The sequence below is a fragment of the Azospirillum sp. genome (genome assembly GCF_035627195.1).
Classification (GTDB): domain Bacteria; phylum Pseudomonadota; class Alphaproteobacteria; order Azospirillales; family Azospirillaceae; genus Azospirillum.
Genome location: NZ_DASPMG010000332.1, coordinates 1 through 21,784 on the forward strand (window position 1 = coordinate 1; position 21,784 = coordinate 21,784).

The window sequence follows — 21,784 nt, forward strand, 5'->3', positions numbered from 1 at the left end:
CGCCGATGGTCTTGCGTTTGGCCTCCGGGTCGGTGACGCCGGCGAGGCGCGACAGGAACAGATCGCTGGCGTCGCGGTGAACCAGCGGGATGTTGTAGCTGTCGCGGAACAGGCGCACGACCTGCTCGGCCTCGCCCGCGCGCAGCAGGCCGTGGTCGACGAACACGCAGGTGAGCTGGTCGCCGATCGCCTCGTGGATCAGCACGGCCGCCACCGACGAATCCACGCCGCCCGACAGACCGCAGATCACCTTGCCCGTGCCGACCTGCGCGCGGATGCGCTCGATCGCCTGCTTCTTGAAGGCGGCCATGGTCCAGTCGCCCTTCAGCCCGGCGACCCGGTGCACGAAGTTGGCCAGCAGCTGCGCGCCGTGCGGGGTGTGCACCACCTCCGGGTGGAACTGCACGCCGTAGAACTGGCGGCGGTCGTCGGCCACCACGGCGAACGGCGCGCCCTCGCTCACCGCCACCGGTCGGAAGCCCTCGGGCAGCGCGTTCACGCGGTCGCCGTGGCTCATCCACACCTGCTCGCGCGCACCCGTCTCCCACAGCCCGTCGAACAGGGCGCAGGTCTCCTTCACCTCGATGAAGGCGCGGCCGAACTCGCGGTGGTCGGAGCCGGCGACGTTGCCGCCCAGCTGCTGGCACATGGTCTGCTGGCCATAGCAGATGCCCAGCACCGGCACGCCCATGGCGAACACGCACTCGGGTGCCCGCGGCGCGTTCGCCTCGGTCACCGATGCGGGACCGCCGGACAGGATGATGGCCTTCGGATCGAACGCCTTGATGCGCTCTTCCGTCATGCTGAAGGGGTGGATTTCGCAGTACACGCCGGCCTCGCGGACGCGGCGGGCGATGAGCTGGGTCACCTGCGACCCGAAATCGAGAATGAGGACCCGTTCGGCGGACATCGGCATACTTCCTGGGCGGTGAAGCGTGCTAGATGCCCCTCCCCGCCCGCCGGGTCAAGCGCTTTGCAGGCTCCGGCCGCGATGCGCGGACCTGCGATGCCGGGAAAGCATGAGGAGACGCGGATGAACGCCGATCTATTTATATCATCTGTGTCTATCTGTGTTCATCTGTGTCAAAAACAAACCTCGCCGACAAAGTCACGCAGCAGAATACGGGATCTTTGACACAGATGAACACAGATAAACACAGATGAGAGAGATAGATATATTTTCTCGATCCATGCGCATCCGTGTTTGATCCTCGCGCCCGTCACCGCACCCCGGGGTCGGCCGACATGCGCGCCAGGGGAACCAGGTCCCGCCAGCCGTACGCGATCTCCACAAGGTCGGTGCCGGCGAAGTGGGTCGGGCGCTCGCCGATGCGCTGGCCGCCCAGGCGTTCATAGAACCAGCGCACCGGGTTGTCGCGCAGGCACCAGACGATGGCCGATCGCGTGCCGACCTCCAGCAGCCGCTCCGCCATGGCCGCCATCAGCCGCCGTCCCAGCCCCAGCCCCTTGGCGTCGTCGAGCAGGTAGAGCGTGTAGAACTCCCCCGCATAGCCGTCGAGCCGCGTGCGCTGCGCGCCGTAGCTGCCGAAGCCGACCAGCCCGTTGGGCGAATCGTCGGCCACCACCGTGCCCTGGCCCAGCCGGATCGCCTCGTCGATCAGCATGGCGTACCATTGCCGCTGCAGACGCTCCTCCGACAGGCCCAGCAGGTAGCGCGGCGGCAGCATCGTCGGATAGGTCGAGCGCCAGCTCGCCACGTGCACCTGGGCGATCCGCAGGGCGTCGCCGGGTGCTGCATTGCGGATGATGGTCAAACAGCACCTCCACCCCACGTCAGGCCATAAACCTGATGTGGTGCGGGGACGGGGCATTTCCAGCGGCGCGGCGGGCGACCTCTACTGCGTCGCTCTACTGGGTCGCGCCCACCTGCTTGCGCGGGTCCTGCGACGGGTCGACGTAGTTCAGGTCGAACGGTCCTATGCCGTTGACCTGGATCACCGTCTCGCCGGTGACGATGGCGTAGTGCGGCTGCATGGCCGGCATGTAGGCGAAGCCGCCGGCCGGCAGCGCCTGCACCTTGTCGCGGTCGCCGGCGTGGCCCATGCCGATGCCGAAGGTGCCGGAGATGACCGTCACCGTCTCGCCCTGCGAGTGCCAGTGGGCGGGCACGCGGTAGCCGTCCGGGAACTTCACGCGGATGGCGAAGGGGCCGGGTTCGGCCGGGTTGCCGGCCAGCACCGACCATTGCGCCCCGGCGGGCAGCGCGCGCAACGGCTCCCATTGCAGGGTTTCGCCGGTGTGGACCGCATGCTCGCCGGCCGACCCGGCGAGTGCCGGCGGCACGGTCCCGGCGGCCAGCACGGCCAGGGCCGCCGGCAGGATCATCGTCGCGCGCAGCATGGCACCCTCCCTTTTCGTGGTGATGGCCCAGAGGCTACGCCCGCCGGTCCGCCGCGTCGAACGGGGGAAAGGCGACCGGCCGGCGCGGACGGGTGCGGGCGCGGCGTCACTTGGGTGGGGGATGCCCCTTCAGCTCCGCCAGAACTGCGGCATGAACAGGATCAGCACGGTGAACAGCTCCAGCCGCCCCAGCAGCATGCCGAACGACAGCAGCCACTTGGCACCATCGGGCAGCGTCGAGAAATTGCCGGCCGGCCCGATGATGGTGCCCAGCCCCGGCCCCACGTTGGCCAGCGACGTGACCGCGGCACTGGCGCTGGTGATGAAGTCCAGCCCGAAGGCCATCAGCGCGATGGTCAGCAGGCTGTAGGCCGAAAAGAACAGCGCGAAGAACACGATGACCGAGCCCAGCACGTCGTCGTCCAGCAGGCGGTTGCCGTACTGCCGCGGGAACACGCCGCGCGGGTACAGCAGGCGCAGGAAGTGCGTGCGCAGCAGAACCGCCATGACCTCGAAACGGAAGATCTTCATGCCGCCGGACGTCGACCCGGTGCAGCCGCCGATGAACGTCAGGCCGAAGAACACGCCCACCGCCAGATTGCCCCACAGGCTATAGTCGGTCAGCGCGTATCCCGTGGTGCTGACCACCGACACCACGTTGAACGCCACCAGCCGCAGCGCGTCCGGGAACGCGTAATCGCTGCGCCACGTCAGCCACGCCGACAGCGGCAGGATCACCGCCGCCAGGAACACCAGCAGGGAGCGCACCTGGCTGTCGCGCCACAGGGCGTCGGTCTGCCCGGTCAGCGTGCGCACGTACAGCACGAAGGGCAGGCTGCCGGCCAGCATGAAGAAGGTCACCAGCCAGTGCAGGACCGGGCTGTCGAAATGCCCGATGGAACTGTCGGACGTCGAATAGCCACCGGTCGACACGCTGGTCAGCGCGTGCACCACCGCCTCGAACGGCGTCATGCCGGCCGCCCAGTAGCTCAGCCCGCACACCACGGTCAGCCCGGCATAGACGCCGCCGATGGCCTTGGCGATCTGCTGCGCGCGCGGCAGCACCTTCGCCGACCGGTCGGACGATTCCGTGCGGAACAGCTGCATGCCGCCGACGCGCAGCGCCGGCAGCACGGCGATCGCCACCGCGACGATGCCGATGCCGCCCAGCCACTGGATCAGCGCCCGCCACAGCAGGATTCCCTCCGGCGTCGAATCCAGCCCCACCAGCACCGTCGCCCCGGTGGTGGTCAGCCCCGACATCGTCTCGAAAAACGCGTTGGCGTAGTTCAGCGACAGGTCGGGAAAGTGGCAGAACTGGAACGGCACGGCGGCGAAGGCGGCGGTCGCGCACCAGCTCAGCGGCGTCAGCAGGAACGCCTGGCGCAGCGACAGCCCGCCGCGCATCCGGCAGCGCGTCGCCAACGCCAGCGCGCCGCCGCACGCCCCGGTGAAGCCGGCCGATCCCAGGAACACCTTCCAGTCGGGATTGCCGTAGACCGCGTCCACCCCGGCGGGAATCAGCATCGTCGCCGCCAGCGCCAGCAGCAGGATGGACACGACGAACAGGACCGGCCGGAAATTGGGCATGGCGGGTGGGCAGCCTTGGAAGGGAACGTCGTGGAACGGCCTAGAGGAACAGCGTCGTGGAACGGCCGCAGGTCGGCTCAAGCCCAACCTACGCGAAACGGACCGTCAGAAGAACTCCAGCCCCACGGCGAACATCCGTTCCACCTTCCGCACCAGATTGGCGGTGGCCATGACGATGACGCGGTCGTGCGGCTGGATCTTGGTCTGGCTGTTGGGGATGATCACCTCGTCGCCGCGCACGATGGCGCCGATCAGCATGCCGTGCGGCAGGCCGATCTTGCCCAGCGGCGCGCTGACCAGCCGCGAGGTCTCCAGCGCCTCCGCCTCGACCACCTCGCCGAAGCCCTCGCCGAGGGTGTGCACGGCGGCGACGCGGCCGCGCCGCACGTGGCGCAGGATCGACGACACGGTGACGGCGCCGGGGCTGACCACCACGTTGATTCCCAGCGCGGCGATGATCGGCTCGTAGGAGGATTTGTTCAGCAGCGTGATGGCCCGCTGGCACCCCGCCTGCTTGGCCAGCAGCGAGGCGAAGACGTTAGTCTCGTCGTCGTTGGTCACGGCGACGATGGTCTCGGCGCGGCCGGCGTGCGCCTCCTCCAGCACCTCGCGGTCCAGCCCGTCGCCCTTCAGCACCACCGTGCTGGGCTGGAGCGAGCGGGAGATGAACTCGGCCCGCGCCGCGTTGACCTCCACGATCTTCAGCGAGACGCCGGGCATCTCGTTCTCGACGATCCGCGCCAGATTGAATCCGATGTTGCCGCCGCCGACGATGACCAGCCGGCGCGCCACGCTTTCCCGGTGCCCGGCCATGCCGACGACGGTGTCGATGTCGGCCGTGCGGCTGACGAAATAGATGTCGTCGCCCAGCTTCAGCGTGTCGTTGCCCTTGGGCACGAAGCCGCGCCCGTCGCGGAACACGGCGACCACCACCGCCCTCAGTTCGGGGAACGTCTCGGTCAGCCGGCGCAGTGGCGTGTCCAGCAGGGGCGACCGGCTGGTGCAGTGCACGCCCACCAGATGCACCTTGCCCCCCGCCATCGGCACCATGTCGAAGGCGCCCGGCAGCCGCAGGCGCCGCGCGATGCCGCGGGCCACCTCGATCTCCGGCGAGATGATGACGGAGATCGGCATGTGCTCATGCGCGAAGAGCTGCTTCCACTCCGGCTTCAGGTAGGCGTGCTGCCGGATGCGGGCGATGCGCATCGGCACGCCGAACACCGAATGCGCCACCTGGCAGGCCACCATGTTGACCTCGTCGGAATGGGTGACGGCGATCAGCATGTCGGCATCCGCCGCCCCGGCCTCCGCCAGCACGTCGGGGTGCGAGGCGTGCCCGACCAAGCCGCGCACGTCGTGGCTCTCGTCCATGCGCTGGGCGAGTTCCGTGGCGATGTCGATCACGGTGACGTCGTTGTTCTCGGACGACAGGTGCCGGGCGATGCTGGCGCCGACCTGCCCCGCGCCGCAAATGATGACCTTCATCCGGCCGCCTCCTCCGCCAATCCCGTCCGACGCTCATACCAGCGCAACGCCCAACGAAGAAGGCCGGATCCGCAGGGCACCACCGGATTGACAATATTCCTAAAGACGGCCATGGTGAGTGCGATACTGAGGCGACGTGCGCCTCAGGGTAATTGCTTGGCCGGTCGATGGCCTAATAAAGCCCTTCTCCCCTTGAGGGAGAAGGGTTGGGATGAGGGGTCGTAACCGGCGGCAGCCAGGATAAAGCCTCTGTTTTCCGGCCAGCCGGCCGTAACCACCCTCACCCCAACCGCGACGCCCTTCGGCGTCGCCCCCTCAAGGGAGAGGGGCCTTCAAGCGATTGCCCTGCCGTGCACCCGCCGCCACGGCACGGTGCCCCCGAATGCAACACTTCCCGAAAAGTGTTGCATCCGGTTGCATCCGGTTACATTTCGCCCGGCTCGGCGCCCGCTTCGGCCGGCTCCTCCGCCGCTTCCTCGGCCTTGCGCACCATCACGGCGGCAAAGAAGCCGTCGGTGTCGTGCTGGGCCGGGCTCAGGCGCAGGTAGGGGCCGTCCACCGGGCAGGGGCCGGCGTTCTCCTCGGCCCACACCTCGGCCACCGGCTTCACGGTGAAGTCGGGGTGGGTCTCCAGGAAGGCCTCCACCTGCCGCTCGTTCTCCTCCGGCAGCATGGAGCAGGTGGCGTAGACCAGCCGCCCGCCCGGCTTCACCAGCCGTGCCGCGCTGTCCAGGATGCTCGCCTGCAGCGGCGTCAGCTGCTCCAGGCCGGGGCCAAGCTGGCGCCAGCGGCTGTCCGGGTTGCGGCGCCACGTGCCGGTGCCGGTGCACGGTGCGTCGACCAGCACGCGGTCGAACTTGCGCTTGTGCCGCTTCACCCACGGGTCGCGCTCGCTGGTCAGCGGGTGCGGCTCGATGTTGTGCAGGCCGGCGCGGCGGAAACGCTCGCCGGCGCGCTTCAGGCGCTTTTCCAGCACGTCGCAGGCGACGACGCGGCCCTTGTTGTTCATCAGCGCGGCCAGCGCCAGCGTCTTGCCGCCGGCCCCGGCGCAGAAGTCCACCACCTGATGGCCGGGCTTCGGCGCCGTCGCCACGGCCACCAGTTGGGAGCCCTCGTCCTGGATCTCGACCAGCCCGTTCTTGAAGGCGTCGACGCCGGCCAGCGGCGGCCGGCCCTTGACGCGCAGGCCGAACGGCGACCAGCGCGTCGGCTCCGCCGTGATGCCGGCCTTGGCCAGCGCCGCCTGCGCCTGCTCGCGCGTCGCCTTGATCGGGTTGACGCGCAGGTCCAGCGGCGCGGCGCCCAGCAGCGCCTCCATCTCAGGGGCGAAGCGGTTGCCCAGCGCGCCGCGCATCGGCCCTTCCGCCCACTCCGGGCACTCGACGCGCGCCGTCTCCGGCATGGCCGGGTGGTCCAGCGTGTGGGTGTCCAGCGCGCGGGCCAGCTTCAGCTCGCCGGGGTTCAGCGTGTCGGGCGCGAACTTGCCGCCGCTGAACAGCTCCAGCACCACGGCGGCCGGCTTGCCCTCGCCCAGGATGGCGTTGGCGATGGTCAGTGCGCGCGGCGACGCCTCGTGGCTCTCGCGCTCCAGCCACCAGGCGAGGCGGGCGTGGCGGCGCAGGATGGCGTAGACGGTCTCGGCGACGGCGTTGCGGTCCTTGGAGCCGATGTAGCGCCGGGCGCGGAAGAAGGCGCTCATCACCGCGTCGGCGGGGCGCGGGGTGGCGTCGATCTCGGTCAGCAGGTCGATCACCGCCTGAAGGCGGGCAGCGGGGGTCATAACGGCTCCTATCGGGACGGCGGGGGCGCTACTACGCTCCCCCGGTGGTCGATAACCCGTTTCCGGGCCGCTTGTCATCCCTCACCGGCGTCGAGTCGCCGCAGGGCTGCCCCGGCCACCCTGCAATCGGGTTCCCGCGGCATTCGCCCGACATTCGCGCCTTCGTGCGGTTCTACCCCGAACGATATAGGAATCAAACGGTTGCGTCCGGCCAATGCAACCCGGGCGGCGCGGCGGCTGTGACAACCGCTTCGCGTTCACTTTGCATTATCGAGATTCGTTGACCCTTTTTCGTGCGCTCGCATAAAGATGATGGACGATCCTTTCTGTCGCCTCAGTAGAGGCAAGACGAAGGACGCTTCTTCACAGTTTAGCCGGCAGGGGCCGGAACGGGGTGCGCGATGGCGTTGGCGGGCGTGGGCGGCGTGTGGCGGGTGCTGGCGCGGGTTTCCGGTCTTTTTGCGGTGGCCGCCCTGGCCGGATGCGCGGCGAACGCCCCCTCCGGCGGACCGCAGACCACCTCGGCGTACCTGCGCCCGTCCCTCGATCAGGTCGCCGAGGATTTCCGCGGCCTGACCGGCTGGGTGGAGGACGACCACGCCCCCGCCCTGTCCGCCTTCCAGCGCACCTGCGGCTGGATGCGCAGCCAGCCGGACGAGCGCCAATTGGGCAACGCCGGCCGCGTCGCCAACTGGCGCCCGGCCTGCGACGCGGCCCGCGCCCTGCCTGCCTCCGACACCGAGACCGCCCGCCGCTTCTTCGAGGCGCACTTCACGCCCGTGGCGCTGGGCTCCGGCACCGAGGGGCTGTTCACCGGCTATTACGAGATCGAGCTGAACGGCTCCTGGACGCGCACCGACCGCTTCAACGTGCCGGTCTACCGCGTGCCGCCGCGCCCGAAGAAGGGCTACCCGACCCGTGCCCGCATCGAGGCCGGGGCGCTGCGCGGCAAGGGGTACGAGCTGATGTGGGTGGACGACCCCATCGACGCCTTCTTCCTGGAGATCCAGGGCTCCGGCCGCGTGCGCATGACCGACGGCAGCGTCGTGGGCGTCCACTACGCCGGGCAGAACGGCCACTCCTACTACCCGATCGGCCGCTACCTGATCGACCAGGGCATCGCCACGCCGCAGGACGTGACGCTCCAGCTCATCCGCCGCTGGCTGAAGGAGAACCCGCAGAAGGCGCGGCAGGTGATGAACCTCAACCCGTCCTACGTCTTCTTCAAGCAGCGCGGCGGCGACGTGGGTGCCCGCGGCGCCCTCAACACGCAGCTGGTCCCCGGCCGCAGCCTCGCCGTCGACCCCAGCCACGTGCCGCTGGGCGTGCCCCTGTGGCTGGAGCTGAAGGAGGCCCCCGTCCCCGGCGGCGAGCTGAAGCGCCTCGTGGTGGCGCAGGACACCGGCGGCGCCATCAAGGGGCCGGTGCGCGGCGACCTCTTCTGGGGCCCCGGCAACGACGCCGCCGAGGCGGCGGGCGTCATGAAGGCGCGCGGCCGCTACACCATGCTGGTCCCGCGCGCGGTGCCGTCCACCTTCCACACCGCCCAGCGCCAGCCGTAGCCGATCGTGATCGTCCGTCTGACCGAGGCCGCCGACCCGGCGGCCGCGCTGGCCGCGCTCGAAGAGATCTTCTTCGCCTCCAGCGTCCGCACGTCCTTCGCCTCCGACGCCGAGCGCTCGGCCTTCCTGCGCACCTGGACCGGCTGGTACGTGACCCACGCGCCGCACGACGTGCTGTTCCAGCGCGACGAGGACGGCCGCATCGCCGGCTACCTCACCGGCTGCCGCGACAGCGCCGCGGCGGCGGAGCTGTTCCGCACCATCCCGAAATACGACGCCTTCGCCGACCTCTTCCCCCGCTTCCCGGCGCACCTGCACGTCAACGTCCGCCCGGACCGGCGCGGCACCGGTGTCGGCGCCGCCCTGGTCGAGGCCTTCGCCGCCGATTGCCGGGCCGAAGGTCGGCCGGGCGTGCACGTGGTGACCGGCGCCGGTGCCCGCAACGTGCCCTTTTACGCCCGCAACGGCTTCACCGAGGCGGTCGAGCGCGGCCCCCTCCTGTTCCTGGGGAGAGTCCTGTGAGCCGCCTGATCCTGGCGCTGGCGTTCCTGCTGGCCGCCCTGTCGTCGCCCACGCTGCCCGCCCGTGCGGCCGAGCTGAGCTACGTCGCCCGGCACGGCAAGGCGGACTTCCTGACCGCCCACCTGTACCCCGGCGCCAGCATCGTCCTGGCACCGCAGCACCTGCGCGAGAACATCGCGGCGCTGACCTTCGACGACGGCCCGGACGCCGCCAACGACCCGGAGATCCTGCGCATCTTGGCCGAGCACGACGCGGTCGCCACCTTCTTCGTGGTCGGCCGCAACGCCGCGAAGCACCCGCGCCTGCTGCGCGAGATCGCCGCCGCCGGCCACGAGATCGGCAACCACACCTACGAGCACGTGCGCCTGATCACCCAGGATCCGCAGCAGCAGGACGCGGCGCTGCGCCGGACCAACACGCTGCTCTCGGCGGCCGGCGTGGCGCCGCGCTGGTTCCGCCCGCCCTTCGGCTCCTACGACGAGCACACGCTGTCCATCGCCCGGGCCAACGGCCTGGAGACGATCCTGTGGACCATCGATTCCAAGGACTACCGCGACATCCCCGCCGCCGTGGTGGAGGATCGCGTGATGCGCGACCTGACGCCGGGCTCGGTCATCCTCATGCACTCCAACCACCGCAACACGGTGGAGGCGCTGCCCAACATCCTCACCCGCGCCAAGCTGGCCGGCGTGCGCTTCGTCACCCTGACGGAATGGAAGGCCCTGATGGAACGCGCCACCGTGGCGCAGGCGGATTGACAGATCAGACGTCGTAGGTTGGGCCAAGCGCCAGCGCGGCCCAACACCGTTCCCCTGAAGAGAGGGTGTTGGACCGCGCCTGCGGCTTGGCACCAACCTACGGTGTTACGGGCGCGTCTTGCGATCGGGATCCAGCGTGTCGCGCACGGCGTCCTTGGCGCCGCCGACGGCGTTCTGGGCGCGGCCCTCGGCCTTGTCCATCTTGCCTTCGGTGCGCAGCTTCTCGTCGCCCGTCAGGTTGCCGGCGGCTTCCTTCAGGTTGCCCTTCATCTTCTTGCCGGCACCCTCGATACGATCCTTGTCCATGGCAGACCTCCGAATGGAACGATCCACCAGAAACAGCGGGGCGTAGAAAAAGTTGCGGCCATTACAAAGAGTTCATCTTTGCAATGGCCGCCAACCGATCGGGAAAGCCTGGGCGTTAGCCCTGGCGATAGTTCGGCGATTCGTTGGTGATGGTGATGTCGTGCACGTGGCTTTCGCGCAGGCCGGCGTTGGTGATGCGCACGAACTGGCTCTTCGTCTGCATCTCCGGGATGGTGCTGTTGCCGGTGTAGCCCATGGCGGCGCGCAGGCCGCCGATCAGCTGGTGGATCACCGCCGACACCGGGCCCTTGTACGGCACGCGCCCCTCGACACCCTCGGGCACCAGCTTCATGGTCGACACTTCCTGCTGGAAGTAGCGGTCGGCCGAGCCGCGCGCCATGGCGCCCACCGACCCCATGCCGCGGTAGCTCTTGTAGGAGCGGCCCTGGTACAGGATGACCTCGCCCGGGCTCTCGTCGGTGCCGGCGAACAGGCTGCCCAGCATGGCGCAGTCGGCACCGGCGGCGATCGCCTTGGCGAGGTCGCCGGAGAACTTGATGCCGCCGTCGGCGATCACCGGGATGCCCTGCTTCCGGCACTCGTCCACCACGTCCATGATGGCGGTCAGCTGCGGCACGCCGACACCGGCGATGATGCGCGTGGTGCAGATGGAGCCGGGGCCGATGCCCACCTTCACGGCGTCCGCACCGGCGTCGATCAGCGCCTTGGCCGCCTCGCCGGTCGCCACGTTGCCGGCGATGACCTGCGTGTAGTTGGACATGTTGCGCGCCGCGCGCACCTGGTCCAGCACCTTGTGCGAGTGCCCGTGCGCGGTGTCGACCACCAGCACGTCGACGCCCGCGTCGAACAGCGCCTCGGCGCGCTTCAGACCGTCCGGCCCGGTGCCGGTGGCGGCGGCGACGCGCAGGCGGCCCTTGTCGTCCTTGCAGGCGTGGGGGTAGGCCTGCGCCTTCTCAATGTCCTTCACGGTGACGAGGCCGATGCAGCGGTAGTCCTCGTCCACCACCAGCAGCTTCTCGATGCGGTGCTGGTGCAGCAGGCGCTTGGCCTCGTCCTGGCTCACGCCCTCGCGCACGGTGACCAGCTTCTTGGTCATCAGCTCGCTGACCGGCTGCTTGGGGTCGGTGGCGAAGCGCACGTCGCGGTTGGTGAGGATGCCGACCAGCTTGCCGGTGCCGCGGGCGTCCATGCTCTCGACCACCGGGATGCCGGAGATCTTGTAGGCCGCCATGATGTTCAGCGCGTCGGCCAGCGTGGAGCCGGGCGTGATGGTGATCGGGTTCACCACCATGCCGCTTTCGTACCGCTTGACCTTGCGGACCTCTTCCGCCTGCCGCTCGATGTCCAGGTTGCGGTGGATGACGCCGATGCCGCCGGCCTGCGCCATGGCGATGGCCAAGGCACTTTCCGTCACCGTGTCCATGGCCGAGGACAGCAGCGGGATGCCCAGCTCGATGGACTTGGTCAGCCGCGTGCGCGTGTCCACGTCCCCCGGCAGCACCGACGATTCCGCCGGCACCAGGAGCACATCGTCGAAGGTGAGGGCTTCTCGGATCTCAAGCACACGCGACATAGGCCGTCTCCCGCAAATTTGCGGCACTATACACAAGCAGATGGGCTTGTGAAGGCCCGGTACCCACAAAGTGTCGCGGTTACCGCACCCCAGCCATGCTCACACCCACGCTCTCGGCCGCGTGGTCCGCACCCACCGCCCGCCAGAAGGCGACGAGGTCGAGCGATGGGATCTCGTACCCCGCGCGGGTCAGCGCGTCGGTCACCTGCCCGCGGTGGTGGGTCTGGTGGTTGAACAGGTGGGCCAGCAGCAGCCACAGCGGCTCCCGCGCCGTGCCGCCGCCGGTGATGGCGTATTCCACCACGCGGGCGAAATCGTCCTCGGCCAGTTCGTCCACCGCCGCGACGATGGCGTCGTCGAACTCCTCCCGCGCGCCGGCCAGCGCCGCGAGATCGCCGTGCACGATCTCGTCCAGCCCCTGGAACCCGAAGTCGCGTCCCACGACCCGCCCCAGCCACAGCCGGTCCATCACCAGGATGTGGTTGAGCGTCCCCAGGACCGAGCCGTGGAAGGCCCCGACCTCCGGCCGCCACACCTCCTCACCCGCCTCCTCGCACGCCGCGAAGAGCAGCCCGTTGGCCCAGCGGTTGTAGCGCGCCAGGGTCGCGAAGTGCGTGGCGAAGTGAGCGGCCGTCATCGTTGCATTGCCCCTTACCGCTCCTCGTCGTCGTCCCGCCGGGTGCTGCCGCGGAAGCCGGTGGCGACCAGATAGGTCTCCGAGGAGTCCGCCCGGCTGGCCGCCGGCTTGGCATGGCGCACGGTCGCGAAATCCTGCTTCAGCTTGGCCAGCAGGTCGCGCTCGGCGCCGCCCTGGAACACCTTGCAGACGAAGGCGCCGCCCGGTGCCAGTACCTCCTCGGCAAAGGCATAGGCGGCCTCGGCCAACGCCATGATGCGCAGGTGGTCGGTCTGCTGGTGCCCGGTGGTGTTGGCGGCCATGTCGCTGAGCACGAGGTTGGCCGGCCCGCCCAGCACCGCCTTCAGCCGCTCGTCCGCCCCTTCCTCCAGGAAGTCGGCCTGCATGGTGGTGGCGTGCGGCAGCGGGTCCATGGGCAGGATGTCCAGGCCGACGACCTGCCCGCCCGTCTCTTCCGGCCGCACCCGCTCCACCGCCACCTGCGTCCAGCCGCCGGGCGCAGCACCCAGGTCCACCACGCGCTGCCCCGGCGCCAGCAGGTGGAACTTCTCGTCCAGCTGCAGCAGCTTGAAGGCGGCGCGCGAGCGGAAGCCGCGCTTCTGCGCCTCGGCCACGTAGGGGTCGTTCAGGTGGCGTTCCAGCCAGCGGGTGGAGGACTGCGAGCGCTTGTTCGCCGTCTTCACGCGCACGGTCTTCTGGCGGCCGCCCGGCCGCGTGTTCGTCGGTTTCTGAGCCATACCCCTAGACTTCCCTTCCGTCCTGCGCCACGCCGATCAGATCGACGAGAATCCCCTCGCGCAGGCCGCGGTCGGCGATGCGCAGGCGATCCACCGGGCAACAGTCGCAGATCGCCTCCAGCACCGCGCAGCCCGCCAGCACGAGGTCGGCGCGTTCGGGTCCGATGCAGGGATGCCCTGCCCGGCCGTCGAAGTCCAGCGTCACGAGCTTGCCTATGATCGCGCGGGCGTGCTCGACGCGCAGATGGCTGCCGTCCACCACCCGCCGGTCATAGCGCGGCAGGCCCAGGTGGCAGCCGGCCAGCGTCGTCACCGTGCCCGAGGTGCCCAGCATCTGCACCTGCCCCTCGGCCAGCCGGCGACGGATGCCGTTGCGCTCCTCGAACGGCTCGATCTCGGCCGCCACCTCCTCCACCATGCTGCGGTACTGGGCGCGCGCGATGCGGTCGCCGCCATAGCGTTCGGTCAGCCCGATGACGCCGCAGCGGATCGACACCTGGTCCAGCACGCGCGGCGGCCCGTCCCCCGGCACCGCAAGCCACATCAGTTCCGTCGAACCACCGCCGATGTCGAAGACCAGCGCGTAGCGGTGCACCGGGTCCAGCAGCGCCGCGCAGCCGGCCAGCGCCAGCCGCCCCTCCTCCTGACTGGAGATGATCTCGATGCCGATGCCGGTCTCGCGCTCGACCAGTTCGACGAACTCGGCGCAGTTGACGGCGCGCCGGCAGGCCTCGGTGGCGACGGCGCGGGCGGCGGTTACGCCGCGCCGGCGGATCTTGGCGCCGCACACGCGCAGTGCCTCCAGCGTGCGCTCCATGGCCTGATCGGACAGCCGGTCGCTGCGCGTCAGCCCCTCGCCCAGGCGGACGATGCGCGAGAAGGCGTCGATGACGCGAAAGCCGCCAGGGGCCGGGCGGGCGATCAGCAGGCGGCAGTTGTTGGTGCCGAGGTCGAGCGCGGCATACACCGGACGCGCCGCGGACGACGCCCCCGTCCGGCCGGCATCGCGTCCGGACTCGAGCCCGGAATCGCCGCGCCGGATGCCGTGCACCTGCAGATCCACCTCACCTCCCCACACGTGGCGGCCTGTCCCGGCCGCTCTGTTCAGCCCGCCATGATAGCCCGATCCAGATGGCGGGCGAAACCCTACTTCCGCAAGAGCACCACGGCCGAAAATGCGGAGGAAGCCGCAAAAAAGTCTTCACCACCGCCACGGACGGTGTTACAAGGGCCACCCACGACGGGGAACGCGACGCAACGCCGCGGACCGCCGAGGATTGGGGGATCGTCTAGCGGTAGGACAGCGGACTCTGACTCCGCCAGCCTAGGTTCGAATCCTAGTCCCCCAACCACTTCCAAAGCATTGGAAATCAAGGCTTCGGGCTCGCTCCGGCGGGCCTTTTTGCTGTCTGAACGTGTTGCAACACGCTGCCTGCGGAATTCCACGTCAGGGTACACAGACCCGCACCACGCCCCACGGGCGCGAACGCCCTGGCCTTGCCGACGCGCGTGACGCACGAAAAGGGCCGCCGGGCGGATGCCGGGCGGCCTGGGGTGGGATTGGTGGGCTGCGGCGAGCAAGCCTCCGAGGGCATCAGCCAGCGGCGCTTACAATCCGAAGTTTTTTCGGGACGGGTGCGGAACTCTTAATGGGTGATTGCCACCAATGGGGATCCGCATCGGCCATGGCGGCCGACCAACCCATGGAGTTTCTGGCATGCGTTGCGCCCTCTCGTTCGGTACGCTTGTCGCCGCCATCCTTGTCTTGAATGCAGGCACGGCATCCGCCAACTCACGGACACTCGGCGAAGTTTGCATCCAACAAAACGGCGTTTACCTGGCCAACATTCGCATGGGATTTGCGGAGTATGGCGCTACCCGGTGGTCATACGAGGACAAAACGGCCGTCGCTGTTGGCCAAAGTCACTGCTTTCCATTCGGGACCACCGATGAAGAAGCCTTCATTTCTGTCGCCGTTATTTGGGGGCAGACCAAAGAATGTCGGTTCAGCCTGAAGAACCGTTCCGGCAGGCTGACGGCCACCACGTCCGGCACAACCCTCAACGTCGGACTGACCTGCCCCTGATCGTGTGATCGTGAGGGCGGCGGGAACGCTCCGTCTGCGTCAGCGCCGCCGCCTTCCCGTCCGGTGCACCCTACCGACCAAATCCACAGCAGGAAGAGTCGTCACGAGTGTAGACATCCGGCTTGAACGAGTAGGAGCAGTCCCGATTGTAGCCGTTGCACTCCTTGATGTAGACCTCCAGGCACTTGTTGTTGGGCGCGAAGATCTGGCTGCCTTGGCCTACCTCCTGCTTGCCGACCAGCGACATGCCCGGCCGCGGCGCAGCCTCCTTGCACACGCCGTCGACGTCGGAGGATTCCCAGACCTCCGCGGTGGCTTCATCGCTAACCGGCCTGGGGATGCCGTGCCACACCTTCGTTACCACCAGAACGGCACCGGGAGGGACCGAGCACAGGATGTCGATCATCCCAAAACTGGTGCAATAGGGCGCTACCGCGGAGGCGGGCGTCGTACCAGCCACCGTCATGCCGGCCGCCAGGGCTCCCGCGAAAACGAGACGAGACATCATTCGAATCTCCGTGATCCATTCCAGACGCGGCGCGACCGGCGGCGCGCCCCCGCTTACGTCGCTTGCTCCATTTGTGGCAGCGGCGAACGCGTGGTTCCCGTCACGGGGTAAAAACTCACGGGCTCCCCGAGCCCAAGCTGTGCCTGATGGTGGACGCCTTTGGGGCGTGCGCCATTCAGCGCCGACGGATTCGGTGTCTCGGTTCAAGCACATGCAGGCAGCGTGCGCCACCATGGCGGAGCGCTGGCCGAACGTCCCGCCTCCACCCAAGGCCGTAATTTAGCGACACCCGGCGGATCGCTCCGCCGGGCGCCAAAATTCAAAGTGAGACACTGCCCGGTGGGTCCTGTTCTTTTGCGCGCGGCCCAACGTCATGCGCGCCGCATCGCCCCCCGCACATTCGCCAGGATCTCGTACGAGCGCAGGCGCGCCGCGTGGTCGTAAATCGCCGACGCCACGATCAGCTCGTCCGCACCAGTCTGTGCCAGGAAATCGGTGAGACCCTGCCGCACGGTGTCCGCCGCGCCAACGAAGGAGCAGGCCAGCATGCGGGACGCCTGCATCTTCTCCATGGGCGACCAGTAGCTCTCGATGTCGTCGATGGGCGGCGGCAGTTGGCCGCGCGTGCCGCGCACGAGGTGCGTGAACGACTGCTGGGGCGAGGTGAAGAGCCGGCGCGCCTCCGCGTCCGTGTCGGCGGCGATGACGTTCACGCCGACCATGGCGTAGGGGCGCTGCAGCTGCGCCGACGGCCGGAACATCTCGCGGTAGACCTGCAGGGCCTGCATCAGCGCGTCCGGCGCGAAGTGCGACGCGAAGGCGTAGGGCAGGCCCAGCGTGGCGGCGAGCTGCGCGCCGTACAGGCTCGACCCCAAAATCCACAGCGGCACGTTCAGCCCCATGCCCGGCACCGCCCGGATCCGCTGCCCCGGCTGCTCGGGTCCGAACAGCGCCTGCAGTTCCAGCACGTCCTGCGGGAAGTCCTCGGCCGCCGCCGGATCGCGGCGCAGCGCGCGCAGGGTCAACTGGTCGGTGCCCGGCGCGCGCCCCAGGCCCAGGTCGATACGGCCGGGGTACAGCGCCTCCAGCGTGCCGAACTGCTCGGCGATCACCAGGGGCGAGTGGTTGGGCAGCATGATGCCGCCGGCCCCCACGCGGATCGTCCGGGTGGCGGCGGCCACCTGCCCGATGACCACCGCCGTCGCCGCGCTGGCGATGCCGGTCATGTTGTGGTGCTCGGCCAGCCAGTAGCGGGTGTAGCCCCAGCGTTCGGCGTGCCGCGCCAGATCCAGCGTGTTGCGCAGCGCGTCGCCCGGCGTCGAGCCGCGCGGCACCGGCGCCAGGTCGAGGATCGAGAAGGCGGGCGTATCGGTCTGGTCCATGGTGCTCATCCGGCGATCGTCCGTCCGCTCTGGCTTCCGGCCTCGTACTCCGCCACCGTGGCCGGCAGCGGCTCACCCTCCGGCACGAAGGTCAGCGAGACGGAGTTGATGCAGAACCGCATGCCGGTCGGCGGTGGCCCGTCGGGGAAGACGTGCCCCTGGTGGCTGCCGCAGCGCGCGCAGAGGGTTTCCACCCGAACCATGCCATAGCTGTTGTCCTGCACCAGCGCCACGTGCGCGTTGTCGAAGGGCGACGTGAAGCTGGGCCAGCCGGTGCCGGATTCGAACTTGCTGCCGGCGCGGAACAGCGGCAGGCCGCACAGCTTGCAGCAGTACACGCCCGGCTCCTTGTTGCCCAGCAGCGTGCCGCAATGCGGCGCCTCCGTCCCGTGCTGAAGCAGCACGCGCCGCTCATCGCCGGTCAGGCGCGCTTCCAGGCTGCGGCGCTGCTCCGGCGAGGGCGGCGACAGGTCGAAGCCCGAGGACGAGCGGTTGGGGGTGTCGGTCTCAGTGGTCATAGGTCCCGTCCGGTCAGAAGCCTGCCGGGTACACCGGCGGCCGCCATAAGTCTAGGGCGCGGCGCCGGCTTCGCCAGCGCCGGACGGGCATGGCTGGGCGTCAGCGGTTGCGGATCATGTTGCGGGCGATGACCAGCTGCTGGATCTGGCTCGTCCCCTCGAAGATGCGGAACAGGCGGACGTCGCGGTAGAAGCGCTCGATCCCGTATTCGGCCAGATAGCCGGCGCCGCCGAAGATCTGCACCGCCCGATCGGCGACCCGCCCGCACATCTCCGACGCGAACAGCTTGGCGCACGACGCCTCCGTGCTCACGTCCTGCCCCAGGTCGCGGCGGCGGGCGGCGTCGATCACCATGGTGCGGGCGGCGTAGATCTCCGCCTTGCTATCGGCCAGCATGGCCTGGACCAGCTGGAACTCCGCGATCGGCTTGCCGAACTGCACGCGCTCGCACGCATAGCGCAGCGCCTCGTCCAGCATGCGTTCGGCGACGCCGACGCACACCGCGGCGATGGTGATGCGGCCCTTGTCCAGCACCTTCATGGCGGTCTTGAAGCCGATGCCCTCGCGCCCGCCGATCAGGTTTTCCGCCGGCACGCGGCAGTCCTCGAAGATCACGTCGCAGACGTGCGCGCCCTTCTGCCCCATCTTCCGGTCGATGGCGCCCAGCGACAGCCCCGGCGCCCCGCGCTCCACGATGAAGGCGGAGACGCCGCCGGCCCCGCGCGACTCCGGATCGGTGCGCGCCATCACGGTGAAGACCCCGGCCTCCGGCGCGTTGGTGATGTAGCGCTTGGTGCCGTTCAGCACGTAGTGGTCGCCCCGGCGCACCGCCGTCGTGCGCAGGCTGGCGGCGTCGGACCCCACGTCCGGCTCCGTCAGCGCGAAGGAACCGATGATCTCCCCCGTCGCCATCCGCGGCAGGTAGCGCTGCTTTTGCGCGTCCGTGCCGTCGATGACGATGCCCTGCGCGCCGATGCCGTTGTTGGTGGCGAACAGCGAGCGGAAGGCCGGCGAGGTCCAGGCGATCTCGAAGGTCGCCAGCACCTCCTCCTCCATGGTCAGGCCCATGCCGCCGTATTCCTCCGGGATTGCCAGCCCGAAGAGGCCGAGGTCCTTCATCTCCGCCGCCAGTTCGGCGGGGATCGCGTCGGTCTCGGCGACGATCGCTTCATGGAGGACCAGACGTTCCCGCACGAAGCGGGCGATGGAGTTCAGAAGGATGTTGAGCGTTTCCTGGTCCCGGATCATGGCGCAGCCTTCCGTGGGCGGAAAATGGACGTCGGTCGGGGCGTTGGGCTGACGCTCGGCCCAACGCCCCGCGACGGCGGCTTACTTGACGTACTTGCGGAAGTTCGGCTTGCGCTTCTCGCGGAAGGCGTTGCCGCCCTCGGCGGACTCAGCCGTCTCGTAGTAGAGCTTCAGCCCGTGCATGGCCAAGGACGACATCCCGCGGATCATCTCGCTGTCCACGTTGAAGGAGCGCTTGGCGAAGGCGATGGCGGTGGGGCTCTTCTCCAGAATCTCCTCGCACCACTTGCGCACTTCGGCGTCCAGCTGGTCGTGCGGGACGACCGCGTTGACCATGCCCATCTCCAGCGCCTGCTGCGCCGTGTAGCGGCGGCAGAGGTACCAGATCTCCCGCGCCTTCTTCTCGCCCACCACGCGCGCCAGATAGGCGGTGCCGAAGCCCGGATCGACGGAGCCGACCTTCGGCCCCACCTGCCCCAGCTGCGCCTTCTCCGACGCGATCGCCAGGTCGCACACGGTCACCAGCACGTTGCCGCCGCCGATGGCGAAGCCGTTGACGCGGGCGATGACCGGCTTGGAGATGTCGCGGATGACGCTCTGCAGCTCCTCGATGGGCAGGCCGATGACGCCGCGCCCGCCATAGCCGCCGTCGTGCGAGGACTGGTCGCCGCCGGTGCAGAACGCCTTGTCGCCCGCACCCGTCAGCACCACCACGCCGATGCTCTTGTCGAAGTCCGCGTCCTTGAAGGCGTGGATCATCTCCTCGCAGGTGTCGGCGCGGAAGGCGTTGTAGACGTCGGGGCGGTTGATGGTGATGGTGGCGATGCCGTCTTCCTTGACGTACAGGATGTCCTTGTAGTCCACGATGCGGTTCCTTCCCTTAAATAGAATGTTGTTGGATCAGCCGGCCATGGTCAGGCCGCCGGACACGCTGATGACCTGCCCGGTGATGAAGGATGCGTCATCGCTGGCCAGGAAGGCCACGATCCCCGGCAGGTCGTCCGGCTGCCCCAGCCGCCCGAAGGGGATGGAGCGGGCGAGTCCTGCCCTCAGCTTCTCGCCATACTCCCCGTCGCCGCAGAAGTCGCGGAACAGCGCGGTGTCGGTCGGGCCGGGGCAGACGACGTTGACGTTGATCCGCTTCTTGGCCATCTCGCGCGCCATGGTCTTGGAAAACGCCACCAAACCGCCCTTGCAGTAGGCGTACACCGCCTCGCCGGACGAGCCGACGCGCGCCGCATCCGACGCGATGTTGACCACGCGGCCCTCGCCGCGCTCCGCCATGCCCTTCAGCACGGCGTGGTGCATGTACAGCGGGCCGTACAGGTTGACGGCGACGATGCGGTCCCACAGCGCCTTGTCGGTGTCCAGGAAATTGCCGGCGCGGTCCCAGCCGGCGTTGTTCACCAGGATGCCGATGGGGCCCAGCGCCTCCTCCGCCGCGGCGACGGCGGCGACGACCGACTCCTGGCTGGTCAGGTCGACGGCGAAGGCCCGCGCGTCGCCGCCGTCGGCGCGGATGGCGGCGGCCACCGCCTCCGCCGCGTCCTGGTTGATGTCGAAGACGGCGACGCGCGCCCCTTCCTCGCCGAAGCGGCGGCAGATGGCGGTGCCGATGCCGCCGGCCCCGCCGGTGACCACCGCGGCCTTGCCCTTGATCCCTCGCATTCCGTTTCCTCCTGCTTTAAAATGTTTCGAAACCTTGCCGCTGTTCCAATGACCATGGCGCCAACCGGGCTCGTCCTCAGATGAAAGACCTGACTTCCGAAAAGACGGCGGCGATCGCCGAGATCAACAATCGTCTTTTCTTTCGCTTCTTCCAGGCAGCGAACACGCTTCACACGAAGGGCACGCAGGCCTTGAATGATTTCGGTGTGACGACACAGCAGTGGTCGGTGCTGGGCGCCCTGTCCCGGCCGCAGGCGGTGCAGGGCATGAGCATCGGCGAACTCTCCCGCTACCTGCTCGTCAGCCGCCAGAACCTCGCCGGCCTGCTCGGCCGGCTGGAGCGCGACGGGCTGATCGAGCGCGCCACCGGCACCGAGGACCGCCGCTCCCGCAAGGTGAAGCTCAGCGCCAGGGGCGAGGAGCTGTGGGCGGCGCTGGCCGCCCCGATCCACGCCTTCTACGACCAGGCGCTGAAAGACTTCTCGTTCGACGACCGCCTCGCCTTCATCCACTACATCAGCCGCCTGCAACGCAACATGTCCGAGATTTAGGGGCGGAACGCGGCGGCCATCTGGCGCGCGATGATCATCTTCATGATCTGCGCCGTGCCGTCGCCGATCTGCAGCCCCAGAACGTCCCGGTACCGCTGCCCGAAATCGTAGTCCCCGCCGTAGCCGCCGTGCCCGTGGGTGAGCAGGCACTGGTGGATGATCTCGCACGACAGCTTGGGCGCCCACCACTTCACCATCGCCGCCTCCGCCGTGTGCGGCAGGTTCCGGTCCTTCAGCCACAGCGTGCGCAGGCACAGCTGCCGGGCGGCCTGATAGTAGGTCTCGGCCTCCGCCAGCGGGAAGCTGACGCCCTGGAAGTCGGCGATCGGCTTGCCGAACGCCTCGCGCTCCTGCACGTACTTCCACGTCTCGTCCAGGGAGGCGCGCGCCACCGCCAGGCATTGCAGGCCGATCAGCGCGCGGCTGTAGTCGAACCCCTGCATGACCTGCACGAAGCCCTGCCCCTCCTCGCCCAGCATCATCGCCGCCG

At 68.9% G+C, this 21,784-nt stretch carries 23 protein-coding genes and 1 tRNA gene; 6 read left to right on the forward strand and 18 right to left on the reverse strand.

What is annotated here, in order from left to right:
* From guaA to VED21_RS29635, 6 genes are all read right to left on the reverse strand, one after another.
* Positions 1 to 910, reverse strand: a 910-nt coding sequence (gene guaA / locus VED21_RS29610; RefSeq protein ID WP_324888900.1) for a glutamine-hydrolyzing GMP synthase, incomplete at its 3' end; no start/stop codon positions are given.
* Positions 911 to 1,220: 310 nt separating this feature from the next.
* Positions 1,221 to 1,775 carry a GNAT family N-acetyltransferase gene (locus VED21_RS29615; RefSeq protein WP_324888902.1) on the reverse strand — a complete coding sequence of 185 codons (555 nt, stop codon included), beginning with the start codon at positions 1,773 to 1,775 and terminating at the stop codon, positions 1,221 to 1,223.
* Positions 1,776 to 1,869: 94 nt separating this feature from the next.
* A complete protein-coding gene (locus VED21_RS29620; RefSeq protein ID WP_324888904.1) occupies positions 1,870 to 2,361 on the reverse strand; it encodes a cupin domain-containing protein in 492 nt (163 codons plus the stop codon).
* A gap of 129 nt (positions 2,362 to 2,490) precedes the next feature.
* Positions 2,491 to 3,951 (reverse strand): TrkH family potassium uptake protein, encoded by a 1,461-nt coding sequence (locus tag VED21_RS29625; RefSeq protein WP_324888906.1) that lies wholly within the window; start codon positions 3,949 to 3,951, stop codon positions 2,491 to 2,493.
* Between the two features lie 105 nt (positions 3,952 to 4,056).
* Positions 4,057 to 5,436: a Trk system potassium transporter TrkA gene (trkA, locus tag VED21_RS29630; protein ID WP_324888907.1), complete on the reverse strand. Its 1,380-nt coding sequence runs from the start codon at positions 5,434 to 5,436 to the stop codon at positions 4,057 to 4,059.
* 424 nt (positions 5,437 to 5,860) lie between these two features.
* Complete coding sequence (locus VED21_RS29635; protein ID WP_324888908.1) at positions 5,861 to 7,216, reverse strand: RsmB/NOP family class I SAM-dependent RNA methyltransferase; 1,356 nt, start codon at positions 7,214 to 7,216, stop codon at positions 5,861 to 5,863.
* Between the two features lie 401 nt (positions 7,217 to 7,617).
* Between VED21_RS29635 and VED21_RS29640 the strand changes: the two genes are divergently transcribed.
* Genes VED21_RS29640 through VED21_RS29650 form a run of 3 tightly spaced genes read left to right on the forward strand, consistent with a single transcriptional unit; the run spans position 7,618 to position 10,058 of the window.
* Positions 7,618 to 8,778 carry a murein transglycosylase A gene (locus VED21_RS29640; RefSeq protein ID WP_324888909.1) on the forward strand — a complete coding sequence of 387 codons (1,161 nt, stop codon included), beginning with the start codon at positions 7,618 to 7,620 and terminating at the stop codon, positions 8,776 to 8,778.
* Between the two features lie 6 nt (positions 8,779 to 8,784).
* The gene (locus VED21_RS29645; protein WP_324888911.1) at positions 8,785 to 9,300 is read left to right on the forward strand and encodes a GNAT family N-acetyltransferase; all 516 of its coding nucleotides are present in this window, start codon (positions 8,785 to 8,787) and stop codon (positions 9,298 to 9,300) included.
* A complete protein-coding gene (locus tag VED21_RS29650) occupies positions 9,297 to 10,058 on the forward strand; it encodes a polysaccharide deacetylase family protein (protein WP_324888913.1) in 762 nt (253 codons plus the stop codon). The genes VED21_RS29645 and VED21_RS29650 overlap by 4 nt, the downstream gene beginning before the upstream one ends.
* Before the next feature lie 105 nt (positions 10,059 to 10,163).
* On the opposite strand, the gene VED21_RS29655 is transcribed toward VED21_RS29650, so the two are convergent.
* The 5 genes from VED21_RS29655 to VED21_RS29675 form a co-directional block, all read right to left on the reverse strand.
* Entirely contained in the window at positions 10,164 to 10,364 is a 201-nt protein-coding gene (locus tag VED21_RS29655) for a CsbD family protein (RefSeq protein ID WP_324888915.1), read from the reverse strand.
* A gap of 115 nt (positions 10,365 to 10,479) precedes the next feature.
* On the reverse strand, positions 10,480 to 11,958 hold the full coding sequence (guaB, locus tag VED21_RS29660; RefSeq protein ID WP_324888917.1) for an IMP dehydrogenase: 1,479 nt from the start codon (positions 11,956 to 11,958) through the stop codon (positions 10,480 to 10,482).
* A 79-nt stretch (positions 11,959 to 12,037) separates the two neighbouring features.
* Positions 12,038 to 12,595 (reverse strand): DinB family protein, encoded by a 558-nt coding sequence (locus VED21_RS29665; protein WP_324888919.1) that lies wholly within the window; start codon positions 12,593 to 12,595, stop codon positions 12,038 to 12,040.
* A 14-nt stretch (positions 12,596 to 12,609) separates the two neighbouring features.
* A complete protein-coding gene (locus VED21_RS29670; protein ID WP_324888921.1) occupies positions 12,610 to 13,332 on the reverse strand; it encodes an RlmE family RNA methyltransferase in 723 nt (240 codons plus the stop codon).
* Between the two features lie 4 nt (positions 13,333 to 13,336).
* On the reverse strand, positions 13,337 to 14,395 hold the full coding sequence (locus VED21_RS29675; RefSeq protein ID WP_324888923.1) for a Ppx/GppA phosphatase family protein: 1,059 nt from the start codon (positions 14,393 to 14,395) through the stop codon (positions 13,337 to 13,339).
* Between the two features lie 215 nt (positions 14,396 to 14,610).
* On the opposite strand from VED21_RS29675, the gene VED21_RS29680 reads away from it, so the two are divergent.
* Positions 14,611 to 14,684, forward strand: a tRNA-Gln gene (locus VED21_RS29680).
* Between the two features lie 314 nt (positions 14,685 to 14,998).
* Positions 14,999 to 15,418 carry a hypothetical protein gene (locus VED21_RS29685; protein WP_324888925.1) on the forward strand — a complete coding sequence of 140 codons (420 nt, stop codon included), beginning with the start codon at positions 14,999 to 15,001 and terminating at the stop codon, positions 15,416 to 15,418.
* Between the two features lie 70 nt (positions 15,419 to 15,488).
* Here the strand turns inward: VED21_RS29685 and VED21_RS29690 are convergent, their stop codons facing one another.
* The 6 genes from VED21_RS29690 to badH all read right to left on the reverse strand — a co-directional run bounded on the left by VED21_RS29690 (position 15,489) and on the right by badH (position 20,743).
* Complete coding sequence (locus tag VED21_RS29690; protein ID WP_324888926.1) at positions 15,489 to 15,926, reverse strand: hypothetical protein; 438 nt, start codon at positions 15,924 to 15,926, stop codon at positions 15,489 to 15,491.
* A 371-nt stretch (positions 15,927 to 16,297) separates the two neighbouring features.
* Entirely contained in the window at positions 16,298 to 17,308 is a 1,011-nt protein-coding gene (locus tag VED21_RS29695; RefSeq protein WP_324888928.1) for an LLM class flavin-dependent oxidoreductase, read from the reverse strand.
* A gap of 5 nt (positions 17,309 to 17,313) precedes the next feature.
* Positions 17,314 to 17,826, reverse strand: a complete 513-nt coding sequence (gene msrB / locus VED21_RS29700; RefSeq protein ID WP_324888930.1) for a peptide-methionine (R)-S-oxide reductase MsrB — start codon at positions 17,824 to 17,826, stop codon at positions 17,314 to 17,316.
* 100 nt (positions 17,827 to 17,926) lie between these two features.
* Entirely contained in the window at positions 17,927 to 19,075 is a 1,149-nt protein-coding gene (locus VED21_RS29705) for an acyl-CoA dehydrogenase family protein (RefSeq protein ID WP_324888933.1), read from the reverse strand.
* Positions 19,076 to 19,156: 81 nt separating this feature from the next.
* Positions 19,157 to 19,939, reverse strand: coding sequence for a 2-ketocyclohexanecarboxyl-CoA hydrolase (badI, locus tag VED21_RS29710; RefSeq protein ID WP_324888935.1), 783 nt, complete (start codon positions 19,937 to 19,939; stop codon positions 19,157 to 19,159).
* 36 nt (positions 19,940 to 19,975) lie between these two features.
* Positions 19,976 to 20,743, reverse strand: a complete 768-nt coding sequence (gene badH / locus VED21_RS29715) for a 2-hydroxycyclohexanecarboxyl-CoA dehydrogenase (protein WP_324888937.1) — start codon at positions 20,741 to 20,743, stop codon at positions 19,976 to 19,978.
* A gap of 206 nt (positions 20,744 to 20,949) precedes the next feature.
* Here badH and VED21_RS29720 point away from each other — a divergent pair, with 206 nt between their 5' ends.
* Positions 20,950 to 21,294: a MarR family transcriptional regulator gene (locus VED21_RS29720; RefSeq protein ID WP_324888939.1), complete on the forward strand. Its 345-nt coding sequence runs from the start codon at positions 20,950 to 20,952 to the stop codon at positions 21,292 to 21,294.
* Here VED21_RS29720 and VED21_RS29725 read toward each other — a convergent pair.
* The coding region (locus tag VED21_RS29725; RefSeq protein WP_324888941.1) for an acyl-CoA dehydrogenase family protein at positions 21,291 to 21,784 on the reverse strand (494 nt) is incomplete at its 5' end. The genes VED21_RS29720 and VED21_RS29725 overlap by 4 nt on opposite strands.